This window comes from Streptomyces sp. NPDC002701, assembly GCF_042889045.1.
Lineage (GTDB): Bacteria > Actinomycetota > Actinomycetes > Streptomycetales > Streptomycetaceae > Streptomyces.
Window position 1 is genome coordinate 242,886 of the sequence record NZ_JBIAQL010000004.1, and the last position, 21,303, is coordinate 264,188.

Consider the following 21,303-nt stretch of genomic DNA (forward strand, 5'->3'; position numbering starts at 1 on the left):
GGCGAACGCCCGGGGAGGAAGCACGATGGAGGTCAGCGGCGTCCACCGCGCCCACCGGCGGCGAGCAGTGCTGCGCGGGGTCGACATGGATGTGCGGCCGGGCGTGCCGGTGCTCCTGCGCGATGAGCCGTGCCGGAGCGTCGGCTGGGAGACCTACCAGCGGTTCTGGGACCTCGCTGCCGCCCTGCGCGACACCGGCCACTCCGTTCACGTGATAGCTCACCTGACCTGGTATCTCGGGTGTCTCGACGAACTCTGGCACGTGGATGACGGTGTCCTCCGCCCTCAGGCGACCGCACCCACGGTTCTGCCGTCAACGCTTCGGAGTGCTCATGCTCGTGTCTCGTCGTGGACTCATCGGCCTGGCGGTGAACGGCTCGCTCGCCGCAGTGGCCGGGGCCCCCGGCGCGGGAAGCGGCCGCGCCGCCCGTGACGTCCGCCGTGGTCACTTCCGGGCCATCGTGATCGGATCCGGCTTCGGCGGTTCCGTGGCCGCGCTGCGTCTGGGACAGGCGGGGGTCGACACGCTGGTTCTCGAACGCGGCCGGGAGTGGCCCGTCGCCCCCAAGCGTCATCTTTTCGGCTCCGCGCACGGTGTCACCGACACCATGTTCTGGCGGCGGAACACCACCCGTTGGCCGGCCATGCTCCCGGTACCGGTTCGGACGGGTGCCGGGGTCATGGAAGTGTCGCAGGAGGCCGGCTTGGACATCGCCTGCGCGGCCGCAGTCGGCGGCGGGTCGATCGTCTACACGGGCGTCACTCTGGCCCCGCCCCGGCGCTACTTCGAAGCGCTCTACCCCGCCACACTCAGCTACCAGGCTTTCCACCGCTCGTGGTTCCCCAAGGTCCGTGCCATGCTCGGTGCCACTCGGATGCCCGAGGACATCTACCGCTCCGCACCTTTCACTCACTCCAGACTGTGGGACCGGCAGATGCGCCGGGCCGGATTCAGCACCTTTGTCTCGGACTCGACCTTCGACTGGTCCGTCGTCCGCCGTGAAACCGCCGGCACCGCGGAGCTGTCGGCAACCGTGGGCAACTCCGACTTCGGCTGCGGCAACGAGGCAAAGAAGTCCCTCACTCGCAGCTATCTGCCCGCAGCGCTCGCCACCGGCCATGTGCGTCTCCGTCCCCTGCACGAGGTCATCAGACTCCAGCGGAAGAGACGTGGCGGCTACCTCGTCGGGGTCTGCCGTCTCGACACCGACGGAACCGTCCTCGAGACACTCGAGCTGAGCTGCGACATGCTGTTCATGGCGGCCGGCACGCTCAACACGAACCGCCTTCTGGTCGCCGCCCGGGAACGTGGGGACCTCGACGGACTGCCCGCTGCCGTCGGCACCGGATTCGGCGACAACGGCGACCAGCTCAACCTGCGCAGCCAGCCCCTTGCCTTTCACGGCGGCAGCCAGGGGGCGCCGAGTGCCTCGGCAGCATTCCTGCACCGCGAGTTCGACCTGCCGTTGCTGGTCGAGAGCTGGGTGCTGCCCACGTACGAGGCAGCACCAGCCGTGGCGACCCTGGCCATGACCGTGGATCACGAGCACCGCGGCACTTTCCGCTACGAGCGAGCCACGGACCGCGTTCACCTGGCGGGCTGGACCCAGGAGAAGTCCGCGGCCGCAAGAGAGGCGGTGCGTGCCTACAGCCGTCGCGTCGCCGTCGCCAACCTCGGCACGCTGCCCCTCACGATCAACAACCCGCACCCCTTTACCGCCCATCCGGTGGGAGGCTGCGCCATCGGCCGGTGCACTGATCTCTTCGGACGCATGCACGGTCACCGCGGGCTGTACGTGGTGGACGGATCGCTGCTGCCGGGTAACGTCGGCGGCGCGAACCCGTCGCTCACCATCGGCGCGCTCGCCGAACACGCTCTGGCCGGCATTGTCACAGCGGGCGGCTGAACCCGTGTACCGGAAGCCGGAGGCCCCGCGGCTCGGACGGCGTTGCCATCCGGCCCGCAAGCAGCTCGAACGCTGCCGACGGTGACGTCAGGGGTCCGCCCGTGCTTCCGGATTCGAGATACCGAACCGGTTGTGCACATACCGTAGAGGGCGCGGACACCACCAGTTCAGTCTGCCGGCCATCTTCATGATGGCGGGAACCAGGAGCATTCTCACCAGGGTCGCGTCGAGAATGACTGCGAGGGTGAGCCCGACGCCCAGAAGCTTCAACGGGGTGAGCGGAGACGTGGCCATCGCCGCCATCGCGATGGCTAGCACGAGCGCGGCGGCGGTGAACAGCCGGCCGGTCTGCTCGAGCCCGAAGGCCACGGCAGAGGGGGTGTGCCCCGTACGGCGGTGCTCCTCCATGATCCGGGACAGCAGAAACATCTCGTAGTCCATCGAGACGCCGAAGGCGACGCAGAACATCAGCACGGGCAGCAGTGTGTCCGTGGTGCCTGTGACCAGGAAATGGCCGACCAGCCACCGCAGATGCCCGTCCTGGAACACGTGGACGATCGCCCCGAACGTGGCGGTGAGGCTGAGCAGGTTGAGCAGCACGGCCTTGACCGGGACGACGACGCTGCCGGTGAACAGGAACAGCAGCGTGAAGATGACGAACACGATGATCGCAGCGGCCGGTCCGAGCCGGTCCCCCACCACGGCCCTGGTGTCGACCAGAGCCGCGGCGTCACCGCCCACCAGAGCGGGAACGGGTGCCCGCACCGCCCGGAGGGCGTGGACCAGTTCGCCGCCCTCGACGGAGAAGGGTTCCGCGTCGGTGACGACCGAGAGCCACTGCCCATGGGCACCGGAGAAACGGGCGGACGACGAGCCGGGCGGGGCGGACAGACGGCCTCCCGCGTACGAACCCGTCGCGGTGTCCACCCTGAGCACATGGGAGGTCAGCGAGACCTGACGGGCGTAGTCGGCCAGACTCTCCGACCGCGTGCCCGTGAGACCGGGCAGCACGATGCTCGCCATGGCGGTCGCCTGGGTGTCGAAATCGTTGCGCATCACGTTGGTGGCTTGATGCACGGGCGAGGCGGCGCCCAGCGCCCTGTCGTCCGAGAGCCCGAACTCGACGCGGGCGAACGGACCTGCCAGGCACAGGAGTACGGCGACCACCACGACGACGGTGAGCACCGGCCGACGCATGACCGTCCGGGCGGTGCGGTAGAAGAGCCCGCCCTTCCCGCCAGCGGCGTAGGCGCCCGCCACGGCGGCCGGTGGCAGACCACCCCGCCCGACGACCCGGTCACCGGCCACGAGCAGGCACACCGGGAGCACGAGCACGGCTGTCAGTCCCGCCAGGACCGCCACACTCATTCCCGCGTAGGCCAGCGAGCGCAGGAAGTAGAGGGGGAAGACGAGCAGTGCCGCCATCGACAAAGTGACCGTCAGGGCGGAGAAGAACACGGTGCGGCCCGCCGTGCGCACGCTGGCCAGGACCGCCTGTCGGATGTCGCGGCCCGCGGCCAGCTCCTCCCGGTGGCGGGCGATGATGAACAGGCCGTAGTCGACGGCCAGGCAGAAGCCGAGCGCCGTGGTCAGGTTGACCGCGAAGATCGACACCCGGGTGAACTCACTCAGAGCGTGCAGCATGGCGAGGGTACCCACGATCGCGATGCCGCCGACGGACAGCGCGAGCAGGGCGCTCAGGACGTTGCCGAAGATCCATACGAGGATGAGCAGGACAAGGGGTGCGGCGATGAGCTCCGCCCGCACGAGGTCGTGCCGGCTCTGCTTCTCCAGGTCACGCTTCGCCACCGCACGCCCGGCCGCCGACGTCTTCAGCGGTTGCGTGCCCGTCGCGGCGAGTCGGCGGATTTCCTCGGCGGTCGCCGCAGTCTCCTGTTCACCGCCGCGCAGCCGCAGGCTGATGAGCGCGGTGCGCCGGTCGCGGGCGACCAGTGCGGGGTCGCCCTGTGGCCAGTACGAGTCGAGGTGCAGTACGCGTGCGTCGCCACGGAGCCGTTCCGTCAGCAGCCGACCGGCGGCCGCCGCCCGCGGCTCGTCGACGGAGCCCGCCGCGCCGACGAGCAGGACCAGGTCGGGGGTTCCGGACTGGAAGTGCTCGCGCAGCAGCGCGTCCGCACGTGCCGACTCGGAGTCCGCGGGGGTCCATCCGCCGCCGGAGAGCTTGCCGAACACGCCGACGCCGACGGCTCCGAGAACGATCGTCACCAGCACTGTCAGCGCAAGGAACGCGTACCGCCATCTCGACAGCAGCTGCACCAGGCGTTCGGGGAGTGTCAGCGGTGGGACGGCCGGAGCGGTGGTGCGCTTCAGTGTTCCGGTCATCGTTCACCGTTACCGGAGCGGACGGTGACCTCGTCCCCGCTGCGGACGACGAGGACGAGGTGGAGCTGCCCGGACGCGGTGCGGGCGGACCGCAGGTCGTCGCTCACCTCGACGGTGCACGGGTGGACGCCGGCCAGGCGGCCGACATGGTCCTTCACCGCGACGACCTCCAGATGGTCACTTCCCCTGGAGCCGGCCGGCAGGCCCACGGCCATGGCCATCGATCCCCTGAGCCAGTCCACCGCGTCCACCTCGTCGACGCGGACTTTCGTGACGCCGTCGGTGTGCCGGCACAGACCGCTCCCTGCCAGGGCGCTGCGGCGGGTCAGGAAGTCCCGGCGCTCGACGAGCGAGGTGCCTGCCAGGGGGCCGACCGGCAGCAGGATGTTGACCAGCCGCAGCGCGACGACGACCCGTCCGTCCACGCACATCTGGATGTCGATCGCCGACATGGGGCCGGGGGCCGTCCCCTCGGAGACGAAGCCGGCGAACCGAGCCTCGATCTCGACCTGACCGGTCCGCGGCGGTTCCTCGAACAGCTCCAGCCCGACCACCCGCAGCGGGTAGCCGACCACGTCCGCGCCGATGTTCGGGGACCAGCGCCACAGGCTGCCGGACGGAATCACCTGGAGGAGAGAGTCCATGAGTCCCTGGTTCAGGCATCCCCTGGGCACTGTGCCGCGGGCGGTGTCGGCGACGCCGGAGGATCCTGCCGCTCCGATGGCCAGCGACGTCAGATACCGGAACGCCGGTCCGTGGAACAACTCGGCCGAGGCATAGGGATCCGGCTGCGCGACGGCGTCCGGCAGCGGCTCGAACCGCTCCGGGCGGTGGTCCGGGCGGTCCCCCACGAGCACGGTGCCGGTGGCTACTTCCTCGAACCGGGACAGCGCCGGCGTGGCTGCCTCACGCCATGCCAGCAGCTTCACCGCCGGCTCCGTTGTCGACCCCGTCACCTCCGTCCGCAGCCGGACGGGTCCCGCGAGCGGGATCCAGCGCCGGAGCCGGACGTCGCGTACGGCTGCCACGGGGCGGCCGGTGTGATCGGCCGCGGCCTGTGCGAGCCGGTCGACGACCGACATCATCGGCAGCGCCGGAACGGTGAAGGTCGGGCAGTGGTCGCCCGTCCAGGTCTCGATCGCGGGGTCGATCGTGCTCTCCGCGATCCCGGACGGGCGGGCCTCGGACCGTCCGCCGTCGTATGGACGGTGTGCGTACGCGGTCTCGGCATCGCCGGCGGACACGACACGGACGCCGAGCCCGCGGGCGTGGTAGAGACAGATGCCGTCCCCCCAGAGCCGGGCCTCGGCGACCGCGTACGGTCCCCGCCTGTCCTCCGCGACCTCGGTGATCTCCAGGTCGATCCTGATGAGACGGCTGTTCGGGGTGATCTGGCCGCGGTACTTCCACGTCACTTCGTGGTCGAGCATGACGGGTTCGAACCGGGGGTTCGGGACACGCGCGGTGAGGCCGCGCTCGATGAGAAAGAACTGGAGCAACTGGCACATCGCCTCGATGCCGAGCGACCCGGGCTGGACCGGGTCCTGGAAGAAGTGCGCCTTGAAGAACCACTCGGCCGCGTCGACGTCCTTCTCCGAACGGATCCGCCCCAGTCCCGCACTTCCGCCCTCGGGCCAGTATCCCGTGATCCGGTCGATCATCAGCAGCATCGGACCGGGCAGTGCCGCCGCACCGGCGAAGTACCGGGCCGGGCCCGTCGTGAGATCGACCGTGCGCTCGCAGTGCTCTTCCAGGGCCGCCCGGCCGCCGTCCGGAACGGGCAGTCCGACCTGGTGGTCGAAGGAGGAAGGCGGGAAGAACCCGAACACCGTGGACAGTTCGAAGACCTCGTTGCCGTCGGCGGAGCACCGGACCGCGAACTCCACGATGATCATTTCTCCGGTCCGGGACAGAGAGGTCAGCTCCGCCTCCGTCCGCACGGTCCGGGTGGCCGGTGTCACCTCACCGGTGACCGTCCCCTTCCCGTCCAGATTGCGGAAGAGCAGATCGTCGTCACTGGCGAGGGGGCAGCCGACGTAGGCGGCCAGCCACCCGCACGGTTGGAGGGCCACCTCCATGAGCACGGCGAAGGGCATGGTTCGTCCGCCGCTCTGCTCGAAGTACCAGACCTCGTCGGGAACGTCGTAGTCGACGGCCACCCGGCTGCCCGGGCTCATACCGCCCTGCGGGCCCTCCGCCGAGACGACACGGGTCATGAAGTGGTACGGCGGCCCGGGGAGCCTCGCGATCCTCCGGGTTCCGTCGAAGATCCGCGCGGGGGCTCCGAACGCGTCGCTCGGCCTCCCCCACGCGCAGGCCAGCAAGGAGGGATAGTCGAACACGAGACCGTCGGGACCGGTCACGGCGCCCGTCTCGCGATGACCGACCAGTCCACCGAGCAGGGCCGGCGACACCGGGGTTCCGTTGGTCTGCTCGCGGTGTCCGCCGAGGTGCCGCCAGTGCGACAGGGGCCAGTCCGGCACCAGCCGGAGTGAGGCGTTCCTGGCGTGGAATGCCTTGACTCCGTCAACGGTGCCCAGGATGTCGGCGTACAGCGTCGGCTCGGGTCCTGCCGAGACCCCGTGCACGAACACCTCGTACACGATCCGCCGGCTGTCGGGGGTGGCCTGTCCCCGGCAGTGAACGGTGCAGGGGCGGTCGGAGACCGGCTCGAAGCGCCACCCGTCCCGGGCGACGGTGAAACCGAGTGCAGCGAGGTGGAGGGCCATCGCCTGCAGACCGGCCTGGAGCATCAGGGTGCCCGGCATGCACGGGTCGTTCTCGAAGTGCCCTTCGAAGAACCAGTCGTCCGGTCGGACGGGGGTCTCCGCACGGAGGTAGCCGCGCCCCCACGGACCTCCGACCGGGTCGAAAGCGGTGATCTCCCGCAGGAGCAGCAGCCGGCCGCCGTCCGGCCGGGCGGTGCGGACATGTGACCGGGTGATGTCCCAGCCCGGTCCGAAGCAGTCGGCCGGACGGCCTTCCGCGAAGGCGCGCACCTGTTCGGCGGTGAATGAGGAGCGTGTGCAGTGCACCGCGGGGGCGTCGTGGGGTACGTCCGGAGCCGGCGAGGAGGTGGCGGGGTCCCAGCGCACACCGGCGGTGTCGTCGAGTTCGGCCTCGGTGAAGAAGCCGGCCTGGCCGTCCCGGACGCTCAGCCGGAGTTCGTCACCGGCGAAGCAGTCGTAGCGGAAGAAGAACAGCCGGACATCTCCGTGCCGGGCGTGCCTGTCGATGTGGATCTCGTAGCGGAGTGTCTCGCCCGCCGACGGCGGGCTTCCGTGGTAGGTCAGCTCGCATCCGAGCAGCCGGTAGACGCGTTCTCCCCGGTTGAGCAGATCGATTCCGAGCCAGCTGACCAGTAGGAGATCCGCCTGCCCCGCCTCGATCATCAGTCCTGCCGGCATACGCCCGGCGGGGTCGAGGTACCAGCTGTCGAGCCGGATGTCGGTCTCGGTGGTGATCGTGCCGGTCGCGTGCTCCGCGCCGAGGTCGGCGAGAGCCGCGGGGACGGCGTCGATGCCGATGACCCGGTCGGCGAGCAGCATCGGCGGGCCGGGCATCCTGGTCTGCAGCTTGTATGCGTCCTGCTCGGCGAATCTCGGTCCGAACAGTGTGGAGACCGGCTGCGTGGCGAGGTGTTCCAGCTGCGCCCGGTCGAGCGCGGTCACCGGCGGATGGCCGCCGGTGACCGCTGGACCGGCGAGGGCGGGTGGACCTGCCGGATGCCCGAACGGCGTGGGCGGGGACGACGACGCGGCGTGGACGAGTGCGGCGGCGAGCCCGGCCCTGGTCTGCAGGAACCGCCGGTGGACCTCGAGGTGGAGGGCGAGGACGTCCTGGTGCAGTGCGGTCACCCGGTGGGCCTGGCGGGCGACCAGCATGCGCGGGTCCGTTACGCGCGGCACGTCCTCGGTGCGGGCAGCGGGCACGTCCGCGACAGGGTCCGCGGTGGGGCCGACCGGGACCGGTACCAGCCGGGGCGCCCTGGGCAGGGTCACCGTCGGCTGTCCGAGCGGCGGCGGGCCGGGGGGCGGCGAGCTGAGTGGAGGCAAGCTGATCTCCCAGTGAGCCGGGACGGTGAGGGCAGGGACGTCTTCGGGCACCGGCGACGCCGCGGCCCGCAGCCGCTCGAAGAGGGCCTCGGCACGGACGGGTACACCGGCGGCGACGAGTTCCGCGACGGCCAGGTACAGCTGCCGCAGTCCTCGGCCCTCGGCGTCGAGCGCGACAGCCACGTGTTCGCGGTCGCCCAGAATCCGCTTGGTCCAGCCCGTGCACATGCCTCGCGGTCCGTGTTCGACGAACACCCGGACACCGTCGGCCCACGCCTGTTCCACCGTGCCCGCGAAGTCGATGGTCCCGATGCCCTGGGCTGTGACGGCGTCGGCGGCGCGTTCGGCCGTGGGGGTGTACGCCTGTGTGGTCGCTCCGCTGTAGAACCGCACCCCCGGCACGGCGGTGGTGGGGCGATGATGGAGTTCCCACCATCGTTCGCGGACCTCCGACAGCTCAGGAGCGTGGGCGGCCAGGTCGTAGTCGACCGGAATCGCGTGCGCGGCTCCAAGACGTGCCATGACGTCGGCACACGCCTGTGATTCGCCGCCGACCACACACACGCCAGGGGCGTTGACAGCCATCAGATGGACGGCCCGCTCAGCCGCCAGTTCCCTACGGACCCGATCCATGGGCGCGGTGACGAGATAGCTCGCCCACCGGTCGCCGTCCACGCCGAGCCGCTCCCAGGCGCGGCGCACGCTCCTCAGTTCCCCGGTGAGCTCACTGGTGAACAGGCCGCTCTCCTGGCTGTCCCGGTGCAGCGCCTCGACGTCGCGCCAGGCTCCCAGGGCGGCCAGGGCCGTCGACTCGCCGGAGGAGTAGCCGACGGCGGCGTCGGGCCGCAACCCCAGAACGTTCCGTGTCAGTTCGACGTGGACGGCGGCCAGTCGGGCCGCGTCCCAGATCCGGTCGAGCACCGACGGAACGCCACCGGGCCGCTCCGCCCGCGGAGTTGCCGTCCCGTACCTGGCTGCGACCGTGTCGCCGAGCGAGGGCAGCGCCAGCTGGACCTCGCGACCCATGCCGGTGTACGCGGCCGACCCGTTGGTGAAGACGAAGGCGACCTCGCCGCCCACCGGGGCGGCACGGTACGCGGCGCCGGGCGGAGTGATCCCCCCTTCGGCGAGCCAGCGGCGTACGGCCTCCCGTTGGCTGCGGGGGTCGCCGTCGGCCACGTACGCCAGCCTCGCGGGGCCCTCACCCGACTCGTCACCCGACTCCAGCGCGGCCAGGACCTCTCGACGGTCGCGGCCCGAGAACACATGCAGCCGCGGCGCCGGACCGGGCGCCCAGCCCTCGGGGTCCGCGGCCCTCAGCCGCACCCGCGCCGGAGGTGCCTCCAGCGGTGACACGACCACCTGCGCGGTACGCAGCCCCGGTACGGGGACCGCCGGGCCGTCCGCCCGCGGCAGCGCGCGGTGCCGCAGCGCCGTCACGGCGGACGCGACCGCCAACAGCCCATGGGCGGCATGGGCCCGGCCGGCCGGCGTGGCCGGGTCGAAGTCGGCGTCAGGACAGTCACCGATCACCAGGTCGGGTTCGTCGGTGGTCGTCCCGTCGAGGAGGGCGAGGATACGGTCGCCGTCCCGGCGGGCGTTCGAGAGACGTTTGACGACGACCGCGACGGCGCCGTCCCCGGCCGTGGTCTCCCGGCCGAGGTCCCGCAGGGCGGCCCGATGGACCGGCTCGCACGAGAGATCGACGGCGCCGACGAGCGCGGCGTCGGCCTCCCCGGCACGGATCGCGCGCGCCGCGAGGTCCAGAGCGACCAGCCCGGATGCCTCCTCGGCCGAGACGGTGCAGCCGGGACCTCGCAGGTCGAGCTGGGTGTTGATCCGGTTGGCCACGAGATTGGGCAGCGTACCCACGACCCGCTCCGGGTCCATGGGAGCGGAGAAGGCGTCGCGGACGCGTGTGGCCGTGCCGGCGTCGCTGTGCCCGCCGGACTCCTCCAGCCAGGTAGGCGCCCTCCAGCGTGCGGTGGCACGGGCGTTGTCGATGTCCACGCCGGTTCCGACGAGGACCATGGTCCGCTCCCGCGGCAGGGTGATGTCCCGCACGGCCTCCCGGGCGGTTTCGAGCATGAGGATCTGCTGGGGCAGCGCCTTCCCGACCGCGACGGGCGGGAAGCGGAGACCCGGGAGAGCCACCTCGATCTCCGTGACCGGACCGCTCCGCCCGCCCTCGAGCAGCGAACGGCGGAAGTCCTCGGTGCCCGCGCCCCGGCCTGCCCGGACAGCCACCCCGACCACCGCCAGCGGCTCATCGGGCGGGCGCTTCGCAGCGGGCTGCGCCGTCACGGCGCAGCCCGCGCCGTCCCAGGCGTCGACGATCAGATGGGCGTTGGCGCCACCGAATCCGAAGGCACTGACCGCCGCCCGGCGAAGACCTGGCCACCGCTCGTGCGCGGCGAGCACCCGCATCGGTGTGCCGTGCAGTTCGGGCAGCGGCTCCTCGGCCGCGAGCGTGGCGGGCCGGACACCTGCCCGCATCGCCCCGAGCACCTTGAGCAGTCCGCCCATGCCGGCGGAGGCCAGCAGGTGCCCGACGTTGGACTTCACCGAACCGATGGGCACGTCGGTGCTGTCCGCGAAGACCCGCCCCATGCTGCGGACCTCCTCCACGTCGCCCACGGGAGTTCCCGTCGCGTGGCACTCCACGAGTGAGACGCTCCGTGGTGCGACACCGGCCATGCGGTACGCCTGGAGCATCGCCCGCTCCTGCCCCTCCCGAGAAGGGCTGAGCAGTCCCCTGCCGCGTCCGTCGTTGGACAGCCCGATGCCCCGGATGGTTCCCAGCACCGGTTTCCCCTGCGCGAGGGCGTCGCGCAGGCGCATCAGGGCGACGAACCCGGCGCCCTCGCCGGGCAGCAGCCCGTCGGCGTCCCGGTGGAAGGGACGGCTACGGCTGGTCCGGTTCACCGCGTTCAGGCCGCAGAACCCTACGTGCAGGAAGAGGCTGTCGGCGCGGTTGACCGCACCGGCCACCATGACGTCCGCCGTCCCGTCGTGCAGGCGGTCACAGGCCAGTTTGACCGCGTAGAGGGACGAGGCGCAGGCGGCGTCGAGGGCGAAGGCTCCCGCGCCGAGCCCGAGCGCCCTGGCCGCGAAGTGCGCGGGAAGCCCCGAGGAGAAGCGGTTGCGGGCGTCGGGCCTGTTCCGTGCCGCACCGCGCAGGAGGAAGGGTGCTCCCGCGGAGAGCCACACGTGTTCGGCGAAGGCCGTGCCCGCGCTCGTCGGGTACGACAGGTTCGCCAGGACCAGACCCGTGCGGGGCGACGGCGCCCCGTGCCCCGCCTCCCGCAGTGCCTGCCGGGTGCCGTACAGCACCCAGTGGAACAGCTCGTCCAGGCCGAGGATCTCCTCCGCGGGGACGCGGAACCCGGTCGGGTCGAACACCGCCCCGAAGTCCCGTACGTAGCCGCCGACATCGGTCCACGTACGGTCCAGATGGTCGTCGGCGGTGCCCATGGCCCACCGGCGGGGCAGCCGCCATCTGCCTTCCGGGACCGGTGAGAGGCTGCACCGGCGGGCGGCGATGTTGTCCCAGAAGGTGTCGGGGTCCAGCGCGTCGGGGAAGACGCACCCCCGGCCGACGATGGCGATCGGGTCGAAGCCCATACCGGTCTCATTTCATCAATGCGGACGGATCCAGGGCAGTCGGTCAGGAGGGGCGCCGTACGAGTTCCACGCCGAGCAGTTCCACCCTGGGCGCCCCGTCCGGGTCGATGAGCGCCACATCGCAGCGTGCTCCCGTCTCGTGGACCTTCTTGGCCCGCACCACCGCTCGCGCTGTGCCCGGTACGGGGCCGCGCCGGTGCACCCGGCACTCCGCGACCGCCATCGGCAGAGTCGCGTCACCGAGTGCCCTGTCCGCCCACAGCAGGGAGAGTTGCAGGGCACCGTCCGTGGCGGCCGCGTCGAGCTGCCAGTGGTCACCGCCCCAGCCGAGTTCGGTCAGACCGGTCACCGTGGCTTCGGCCCCGTCGTCGCCGACCCTGTGGACAGTGCTGAGTGCCTGGAAGCGCGGGCCGTGGAACAGCACCCGGCCGTCGTAGACAGTGCTGTCCACCGGTGCGGTGAGGTCCTGCGGGGCACCCCAACCCGCCGCTTGCGGCAGGCTCGTCCGGAACTCCATCTGGACGCGGTAGTGGGGTGTGCCGTCCTCACCGGTGAGTTCGGCCTCCACAGCCGCCGCCGAACCGGTCGCCGCGCGGCGCCCGTTCAAGGTGAGCCGGTGGCCCGCTCCGCCCAGGTCCGGCAGGACGACCTTGCTGAAGACACGCAGATCGCTCATCACCAGATGGCCTGCGCCCGGCCGCCACGCCATGGCCGCTGCGGCGAAGCGGTCCAAGACGATCGCCATGGGCAGGACCGGGACACCGGCGACGGCATGGTCGGCGAGGTAGGGATGACTGTGAGCGTCGATCCGCAGCCGCGCCGCGACCGGGTCAGTGACGGACGCCGTGGAATCCAGGCTGTCCCCCGCCGCGATGACCACCCTGGTATCGGCATCCACGGCGCCCAGTTCGGCGGTGAAGGCCGCGGCGCCCTGTGCGACGGGGATGAGCGGAACACCGGACCGGCCGAAGTGCGCGGCCAGCTCGGGGGTGACCATCCCGCCGTGCCACGGGCCCCAGGCGATGGACCGCACCAGGCACTCCGGCCGCTGGGTCCGTTCGGCGCAGGCCACATGGTTGAGCACCTCGTTGGCGACGGCGTAGTCGCTCTGCCCGGAGTTGCCGAACACCGCCGACACCGAGGAGAACAGGACGATCGTGTCGAGCGGATCACCCTCGGTCGCCATCAGCAGTGCGCGGATGCCTCCCACCTTGGTGGCCAGGACCTGGTCGAACTGTTCGTCGGTCTTGTCGGCGATGAGCTTGTCCGCCAGTACTCCGGCACCGTGCACGATCCCGGTGACCGGGCCCCACTCGTGACGCACCTCGTCGAGCGCGCCGCGCACCGCCGCGCCGTCACGGACGTCCACGGGGACGTACCGGACTTCGGAGCCTGCGCTCTCGAGGGCCGCAAGTGTGGAGCGGACCTCGCGGACCGCCAGGATCCTTCGGGCCTCCGCCGCGACGTCAGCAGGGGTGGCCCCGTCGGAGCGTTCCGCGAGAGCCCGGATGAGCGCGGGCACGTCGGTTGCGGCCGCCAGCCCGTCCGGTTCCCCGGAGAGCTCGGTGCGGCCCAGAAGCACGATGCGGGGCCGGTGGGCCCTGGCGAGGTCGAGCAGCGCGGCAGCGGTCACCCCGCGGGCTCCGCCCGTGGCCACGATCACGGAACCCGGACCGGTCGTCATGGCCGCAGAGTGCTCAGCCGGTACCGGGATCACAGCGGGGACGGTACGAGTGCCGTCCTCGCACAGACCGACCTCGGAGGCGGGCCCTCCGTCGAGCAGTTCCCTGACGATCGCTTCGGCGACGGCGTCCGCGTCACGCTTCCCGCGCTCGCAGTCGATGGCCTTGACCGTGGCCGAGGTCCACTCCTGTGCCGCTGTCCTGGCCAACGCGCCGATACCGCCGAGCCATGCCCGTTCCGGCCGGCCGCCCCGCAGCCCGAAGTCTCCTCCGGTGTCCTGAACCGTGACGAACAGCCCGCCCTCGGCGGTGTAGCGTGCTGCGACCGACCTCATCGCCCCGAAGACGTCCCGCTGCAACTCCAGCGCGGCCTCGGGCGACCCGGCCGGTGCGAGACCGCCGAGGTGCACGACGGCCCGTGCGTCCGGAGAGACGCGAGGGACGACGGTGGCCCGAACACCGTGATCGGACAGCCGCGCCGCCACCTTCTCCGCGACTCCGAGGCCGTCCTCGGTCACGGCGACCGGCTCGTCACCGAGACCTTTCAGGGTCAGTCCGGGGGCGGCGGTGGCGACCGCGCGGACGGCGAACCGGGAGAGTTCCACCGTAGGCGCGGGCTCCTCGGAAACCATGGGAATCTCGGCGCCTGCGGCGGCAGGAGCGACCACAGCCGTGGGAGCGGCCGTGATCGCGGGAGCTGCTGTCGTAGCGATGAACGCATCGACGATCTGCCGCAGCGTGCTGAGCTTCAGGAGCTCCCCGACCGGCCCGTCCTCCTGGCCACCGACCCGCTCCCGCATGGCGGAGAGGATCTCCACCCGCTTGATGGAGTCCACCCCCAGATCGGCCTCGAGCTCCATGTCCACATTCAGCATCGCGACCGGATATCCCGTTCGCTCCGCCACCACGGACAACAGCACCTCCTCGAACTCCTCGCCGGACATGCTCCGGGGCGTACCGGGAACAGACGACGTCGGTGCGGCCGCCTGCTCGGGAAGCACCACAGGCGCCGTGACGGGCATGACGGGCGCGGCGGGCAGGGGTGGTACGGCTGCCACGGCCGGCGCGACGGCCTTGGGAGCGACCGGCAGGGTGGACGGCGAAACCACGTTCAGGGCGTCGCCCGCGGGGGCGCCGGCCTGCGCTCCGAGCATCGTGGTGAAGGTCGTCTCCGTCATCTGCAGGAACGCGATGTGACTGTCGACCAGCATGCGCTGGCAGGCTTCGTGCGCCTGTGCCGTGTAGCGCTGCACGTTGTCGATCACGGTGAACCACTCGGCGTTCGTGTCCGCCGCGGCAGGCGCTGCGGACACCGGAGCGGGGGGCACAACGGCAGCAGGAGCCGGCACGGTACGAGCGGGCGGAGCGGGCTCGACGACAGCGGGATCGGCGTACGCCTGGCCGAGGACTTGTGTACCGGGCGTCGGAGCGGAGATGCGCGACGCGGACGGAGCTGCGTCGAGGTCGCGGGGCGGGTTCGGCGCGGGCAGGGCCGCGGCTCCTCCGTCGGGCGGGTAGACCCGGCCCTGGTTCCTGCCGTTGATCTGCACGGTCATCCTGGGCTTGCGCTCCTGGGCGGCTGCTGCGGACGGCGCGTAGGACGCCCACATGTTGTCGTGGTCAAGGGGTACGCCCCGCACGGCAAGCCGGCCGAGAGCGTCCTGCAGGGAGGTGATCCCGTCGCGGCCCTTGCGGTCCAGGCCGACGGCCAGGTGTTCCCGGTCGCCGAGGATCCGCGTGACGAGTCCGGTGAGCGTGTCGTCGGCGCCGACCTCGACGAAGGTCCGTACCCCCGCGGCGTACATCGCCTCGATCTCGTCCGTGAACAGCACGGGTGACGCGAGGTGCTCGGCGATCCTGCGCCGGATTTCCCCGGGGTCGGAGGGGTATACCGCGGCGTCGGCGTTTCCGTACACCTCGATCCGGGGCTCGCCGACGGTGATCCCGCGCAGGTGAGCGAGCAACGGTTCGCTCGCCGCGGCGACGATCGGACTGTGGAATGCGGTCGCGGCTTCCAGCCGCCGCGTGGTGATCCCCAGGGCGGCGAGTTCCCGTTCGACGGCTTCGACCGACCCTGAGGCGCCGGAGATCACGGTCTGGGCAGGAGCGTTGTGGTTGGCCACCCAGACGTCGGCGACGCCGCAGCCGGCGATGACCTCCTCTGTCCTTGTCCGCCCGGCGGCCACGGCCAGCATGGTGCCCGGCGCAGCTGCCGCCTCGCGCATCAGCTCTCCGCGCCGGCGGGCGAGGGCCACCAACGCGCCGGCCTCCAGGGCTCCCGCGGCGTGCAGCGCCACCAGTTCACCGAAACTGTGCCCCGCTACGCAGTCCGGCCGTAGGCCGAGACCGCGCAGCACCTCGAGCAGAGCGAGACTGTGTACCGCCAGCGCGGGCTGGGCCCACTCGGTCCCGGTCAGCAGGGCCTGCTGAGCGGCCCGTTCCGCGTCACCGAACGCCGGCGGTGGGAACACCACGCGGTGCAGCTCGCGACCGCCGAACTCCATGGTTCCCAGCCGGTCCCACACCGCCTGGGCGGCAGGCGAGAACATTGCCATGTCCGCACCCATGCCGATGTACTGGGCGCCCTGGCCGGGGAAGAGGAACCCGATCCGACCGGTGGCGGCCTCACCGGTGGCGTAGTGGACGCCGGTCGGTGCCGAGAAGCTCGCTTCTGGCTGCCGGCCGATCAGCTCGAATGCCTGCGTGAGTTTGTCGGCGAGGTCGCCCGGGTGCGCCGCGACGATCGCGAGGCGTACACGGTCGCCGGCCCTGAAATCCTGCTGGCTCTTCCGCGCGATCTCCGACAGCGGCCGACCGGCGTCGAATTGCCGCTCCAGGAGTGCGGCCGCCGACGAGGCGCTGAAGAGCACGAGTTCGGTGGGAGCGGTCCGGGTGCGCCAGGCCGTAGGTGCCTCGGATCCGCCGGAAGGCGTGTACTCCTCCAGAGTGACGTGGAAGTTGCTGCCGCCGAAGCCGAAGCTGGACACCGCCGCCCTGCGTGGCCGGCCCGCGGAGCGTACCCAGGGGCGCGGCAGGGTGCTCAGGTAGAACGGGCTGTCGTCGATCCGCAGGGCGGGGTCGGGCCGGTCCACCTTGGTCATCGGTGGCAGGACCTTGTGGTGCAGGGCGAGGACAGTCTTGAGCAGACCAACGGCACCGGCGGCAGCTTTGGTGTGGCCCACCTGCGACTTCACCGATCCGATGGCGCACCACTGATTGTCCTGTCGGCCGGATTCCTCGAACACCTTTCTCAGCGCGGCGAACTCCGCCGCATCACCCGCCGCGGTGCCGGTGCCGTGTGCCTCGACGAGTTCCACGCTCTCCGGCCCGTAGTCGGCGTCCTCGTAGGCGCGTCGCAGGGCCCTGGCCTGTCCCTCGGGCACCGGCGCGTAGATCGCACCGCTCCTGCCGTCCGACGAGGTGCCGATCCCGCGGATCACGGCGTAGATCCGGTCACCGTCACGCTCGGCGTCGGCGAGCCGCTTCAGCGCGTACATGGCGATGCCCTCGCCGAGCATCGTGCCGTCGGCCGCGTCGGAGAAGGGACGGCAGTCGCCGCTGGGTGACAGGGCGGGCGTCTTCGAGAAGCACATGAACGTGCCTGCGTCGTTCGAGGCGTCGACACCGCCGCCGATCACCAGGTCGGCCCGGCCGAGGGAGAGTTCGCTCACCGCGGTGGACAAGGCCGCGAAGGAGCTCGCGCACGCCGCGTCCGTGATGTGGTTGGTGCCGTGCAGATCGAAGCGGTTCGCGATCCGGCCCGCGATGACATTGCCGAGCATGCCGGGAAACGTTGATTCCTGCCACGGGGCGTAGTGACCGGTGATGCTGTCGCAGACTGCCTGGGCCTCGTCCTCGGGGATGCCGTTCTCCCGGAGGGCCTTGAGCCAGACCGGGCGCTGGATCCGCGCGGTCATGTGTGTCAGCAGTTCTGTGGCACCCGCGCCCAGGATCACCGAAACGCGTTCGCGGTCTGTCCCGTCGACTCCGCCTGCGTCGGCGAGGACCTGCTCGGCGACGGTCAGTGCAAGCAGCTGCACGGTGTCGGTGGCGGCGAGCGAGTTCGGGAGGATCCCGAAGGCCATCGGGTCGAAGTCGACGTCGGGCAGGAAGGCGCCTCGCCTGGCGTAGGTCTTGTCCGGCGCCGCCGGGTCGGGGTCGTAGTAGTCCTCGGCCAGCCAGCGGGTGGCGGGCACGTCGGTCATCAGGTCACGGCCGTGCACGACCGTGCGCCAGAAACCGTGCGCGCCTTGTTCACCGGGCATGAGAGCGCCGATCCCGACCACGGCGATCGGAACCTGTCGAGGGCGAGGGGCGGTCATGCTCTCCACTTCCTTGCTGTTTGGTGGGGTGGGGTCGTCCCGCGCTGAGGCGAGGAGGCGGACAGAACCCGGTCAGGCGAGGCGCCGGGGGGAAAAGGCGAACGCCGAGGACGGCACCGGCACTCCGCTGGTGCGGAGCTGGTGCACGCGGGTGGCAACCGCCGCTCCTTCGAGCAGGTTGAGCGCGATCTGGACCACGGTGCGGGCGGCCGGTTCCGCCAGGAAGCTGTCCGCGGTCCATCTGTTGAAGGCGCCCATCGCCGGGCCGCACCAGATCTGGTAGTCGGCGCGCCGGGTGGAGTCCCCGGTGATCGCCCAGCGGCTGGAGTTTCCCAGGTACCAGCGGAAGACCAGAGCCATACGGTGCCGGGGGTCCTTCTCCGCACGGTCGGCCTCGGAGGGATCGCGCTCTTCCCAGAAGCGCCGCGTCCTGGCCCATACCTCGTCGATCGGGGCGCTGAACACGTCCCGTTCGAGCTTGGCGCGCAGCTGGGCCGGCAACGCCTCCAGAGAGGGATGGGCCTGGTATGCCTCGTAGAGGTGATTGGCTCTCTGGGCGAACAGGGTCCCTCGGCGCAGGACCTGAAGCTTCACGCCCGCCTCGAACATGTCGGCGGATGGGGCCATGATCACGTCGGCGATGTCGGTGTCTGCCAGCATCGCCTTCGCGTCGTCCGAGATGCCCGCTTCTACAGCGACCTGGTTCACCGACCCCGTCACCACGTATTCCGCGCCGAGAGCGAAGGCGGCTGCCACCGCGTCCGGGGTGCCCAGCCCGCCCGCGGCGCCGACCCTGACCGCTCGTGTGTATCCGAAACGCCGGGCGGTCTCCTCCCGTAGACGCAGGATCCGTGGCAACAGGACGGCGAGCGGCCGGTTGTCCGTGTGGCCACCGCTGTCGGACTCCACCGTGAGGTCCTCGGCCACGGGCACCAGCGCGGCCAGTGCGGCTTCCTCCGTGGTGAGCTCCCCGCTTTCGACGAGGGGACGCAGCAGTGCGGGCGGGGCGGGCGAGAGGAAACGAGTGGCGACCTCGGGCCGGGACACCTTGGCGAAGAGTCTCGTACGCCGCATGATCCGCCCGTCCGGTCCCCTGCGCAGCCCCGCGGCCGAGCAGAGCACCACGGCCGGGGTGAGATCCATGAAGGCCGACGCCGAGATGCAGGGGACGGAGTGGCGCAGCAGCAGTCCGGCGACCCGGTGTTCCAGACCGGGCTCGTTCGGCGAGTGAATCAGGTTCACCCCCCAGTTCGGCATGCCGCCGAGTTCCGCGGCCAGCTCGCGCACCGCGTGTTCGACCTCGTTGAGGCCGAGGCCGCCGGCGCCGAAAAAGCCCATCATCTCGGCACGCGCCATCGCGGCGACCATCCGGGTCGTGGCGATGCCGTTCGCCATCTCCCCGGCCACGTAGGGGAAGCGGACACCGTGGGCTTCGCAGAAGGTCCGTCCTCCCAGCCACTCCGGATACAGCGGGGGCAGCGTGCCGACGATGTCGCCTGCGGGTCTGGGGCCGGTCACCAGGCCCAGCTCACGGCCTGTGGGTCCGGCGACGATGTGCACGTGCTCCCGGATCTGCCGGACGCGGACCGCGATCTGTTCCGGTGCGAAGGCCGGTGAGGCGGCCGGGGCACTGTCAGGACCAGCCAGTACGGACAAGGGTGGATCTCCCCATCAGGAAGGAGCGCGAACCGTGTGTTACCGATGCGAGCCGTGTGTCATGACCAAGGCGGCGCCAGCCCGGCGCGGTGGTGCGGCTCAGGGTGCTCCGGCGGCGGAGGTCGTCCGGCTCGTGCTGATGCCGGCGGTCAGGTAGTCGAGGTCGACGCGGACTCCCGACGAACACGGACCCAGCAGGTTCCGAACGCGGGTGTCGTCGAAGCGGCGGCGGTGGCTGAGGTAGGGCGTGAACCCCGGGTAGAGATGCACAGCCGCCTCCAGGGGAGCCGGGTCGTCAGGCTTCTCCCTGACGAGCCGCACTTTTACGGGCACGATCCGCTCCACCAGAGCAGTCAGGACCGTGGTGGCGACATCGTGGTCGTGCACGACGTGATACACGTCGGTACTCCCCGAGGGGGGCAGGCTCGCCAACCGGACCATGACGGCGGCCGCGTGCTCCACCGGCATCAGGTTCAGATGACCCCGGGGGTCGCCCACCAGCCGTACCACCGGACGTCGGCTCCCGGGAACGTCCTCTCCCGCGAGACCGCTACCACGCGCCGATGACTCAACGATCCGCGAGAGGAACTGCAGTGGGTGCGACGGAAGGTCAGGAGACGGCGGAAGGTCCGTGACCAGAACGCTCGGCCGCATGACCACGGCCGGCCGCCCATGGTGCTTCGACCAGTCACGTACCAGGACCTCGGCCTCGTACTTGGACTGCTCGTAGCAGTTCTCGAAGCCGTGCCGGTCGTCCAACTCGTCCTCGTAGATGACACCCTCCCGGCGCGCACCACCCACGAAGGCGGTGCCGATGTGGAGGAAAAGCGGTCTGCGGGCACCGGCAGCGGCCAGTTCCAGTACGCGCCGGGTGCCTTCGGTGTTGGTCCGGCGAAGGCACCCGAGATCGTCGTCCAGGTTGATGTTCCCCGCGCAGTGCCAGATCACGTCCAGCTCGTCCGCGAGCCGCCGGAACGCGCCACTGGACAGTCCCAGTTCCGGCCGGCACAGGTCGATCTCCACGACGCGAAGCCGGCGGGGAAGGTCCGCGATCAGCGAGGCGGGCGTTCCGCTCAGCTGCATGAAACGCGTGATCCGCCCCAGTCCGCAGCCGGATCCGGCGCGCACCAGGACCGTGAGCGAGTCGTGCTCTCGCAGCAACTGGCGGACGAGGCGCAGTCCCAGGAACCCGGTGGCCCCGGTCAGAGCGACTCGCACTGTTCAGTGACTCCTGAGTTGAGAGGGCAGAGACCGGTCGCCCTTCCGGGAGACCGCGGGGCCTGTGGAGGCGCCCGGATCATCCCGGCCGGTCTTCCAGCATGGACAACCATGCGGAGCTGAGCCGGGACACGAAAAACAGCCACACTTTGACTCAACTTCACTCGATTGGCCCTGTGCGCAGCCTTCATTCCGCCGGAGGTCGCCTGCTCCTGCTGCCGTTGCAGGGCGTCAAAAAGGCCGTTCAGCGGGCAAGTTGCCTGGTAGCGGGGGTGGTGGCGCACTTCCGAGGGCGGGAGCGCACCGAGCCGACTGCGCCTAGAGACTGCTGCCGCAGGATCTGCCGCCGTGGCAGACCGTCCACCACTACTAGCGGCGGTGGCAGCAAAAAAGGCATGCGGGAGCGCCTTCCGCTTCGGCGTGAGGGTCTTCTCGGGAACCTTGAAGTTCCCGAAAGGCATGGCTGGTTGTTCCTTGTCTCAGCGAGACGTCACAG

The 21,303-nt window shown here is 70.8% G+C and carries 6 protein-coding genes; 1 reads left to right on the forward strand and 5 read right to left on the reverse strand.

Features of this window, described 5'->3' with window-relative positions; all coding sequences use genetic code 11:
• Window positions 1–332: 332 nt before the first annotated feature.
• The gene (locus tag ACFYXC_RS13750) at window positions 333–1,907 is read left to right on the forward strand and encodes a GMC oxidoreductase (RefSeq protein ID WP_389550647.1); all 1,575 of its coding nucleotides are present in this window, start codon (window positions 333–335) and stop codon (window positions 1,905–1,907) included.
• Window positions 1,908–1,994: 87 nt separating this feature from the next.
• On the opposite strand, the gene ACFYXC_RS13755 is transcribed toward ACFYXC_RS13750, so the two are convergent.
• The 5 genes from ACFYXC_RS13755 to ACFYXC_RS13775 all read right to left on the reverse strand — a co-directional run bounded on the left by ACFYXC_RS13755 (window position 1,995) and on the right by ACFYXC_RS13775 (window position 20,807).
• A complete protein-coding gene (locus tag ACFYXC_RS13755) occupies window positions 1,995–4,250 on the reverse strand; it encodes an MMPL family transporter (RefSeq protein WP_389550650.1) in 2,256 nt (751 codons plus the stop codon).
• Complete coding sequence (locus ACFYXC_RS13760) at window positions 4,247–11,929, reverse strand: beta-ketoacyl synthase N-terminal-like domain-containing protein (protein WP_389550653.1); 7,683 nt, start codon at window positions 11,927–11,929, stop codon at window positions 4,247–4,249. Before ACFYXC_RS13760 ends, ACFYXC_RS13755 begins: the two co-directional genes overlap by 4 nt.
• 43 nt (window positions 11,930–11,972) lie before the next feature.
• Window positions 11,973–17,933 carry an SDR family oxidoreductase gene (locus ACFYXC_RS13765; RefSeq protein ID WP_389550657.1) on the reverse strand — a complete coding sequence of 1,987 codons (5,961 nt, stop codon included), beginning with the start codon at window positions 17,931–17,933 and terminating at the stop codon, window positions 11,973–11,975.
• Between the two features lie 72 nt (window positions 17,934–18,005).
• The gene (locus ACFYXC_RS13770; protein WP_389550660.1) at window positions 18,006–19,589 is read right to left on the reverse strand and encodes a PfaD family polyunsaturated fatty acid/polyketide biosynthesis protein; all 1,584 of its coding nucleotides are present in this window, start codon (window positions 19,587–19,589) and stop codon (window positions 18,006–18,008) included.
• A gap of 99 nt (window positions 19,590–19,688) precedes the next feature.
• Complete coding sequence (locus ACFYXC_RS13775) at window positions 19,689–20,807, reverse strand: SDR family oxidoreductase (protein ID WP_389550663.1); 1,119 nt, start codon at window positions 20,805–20,807, stop codon at window positions 19,689–19,691.
• Window positions 20,808–21,303 lie beyond the last annotated feature (496 nt).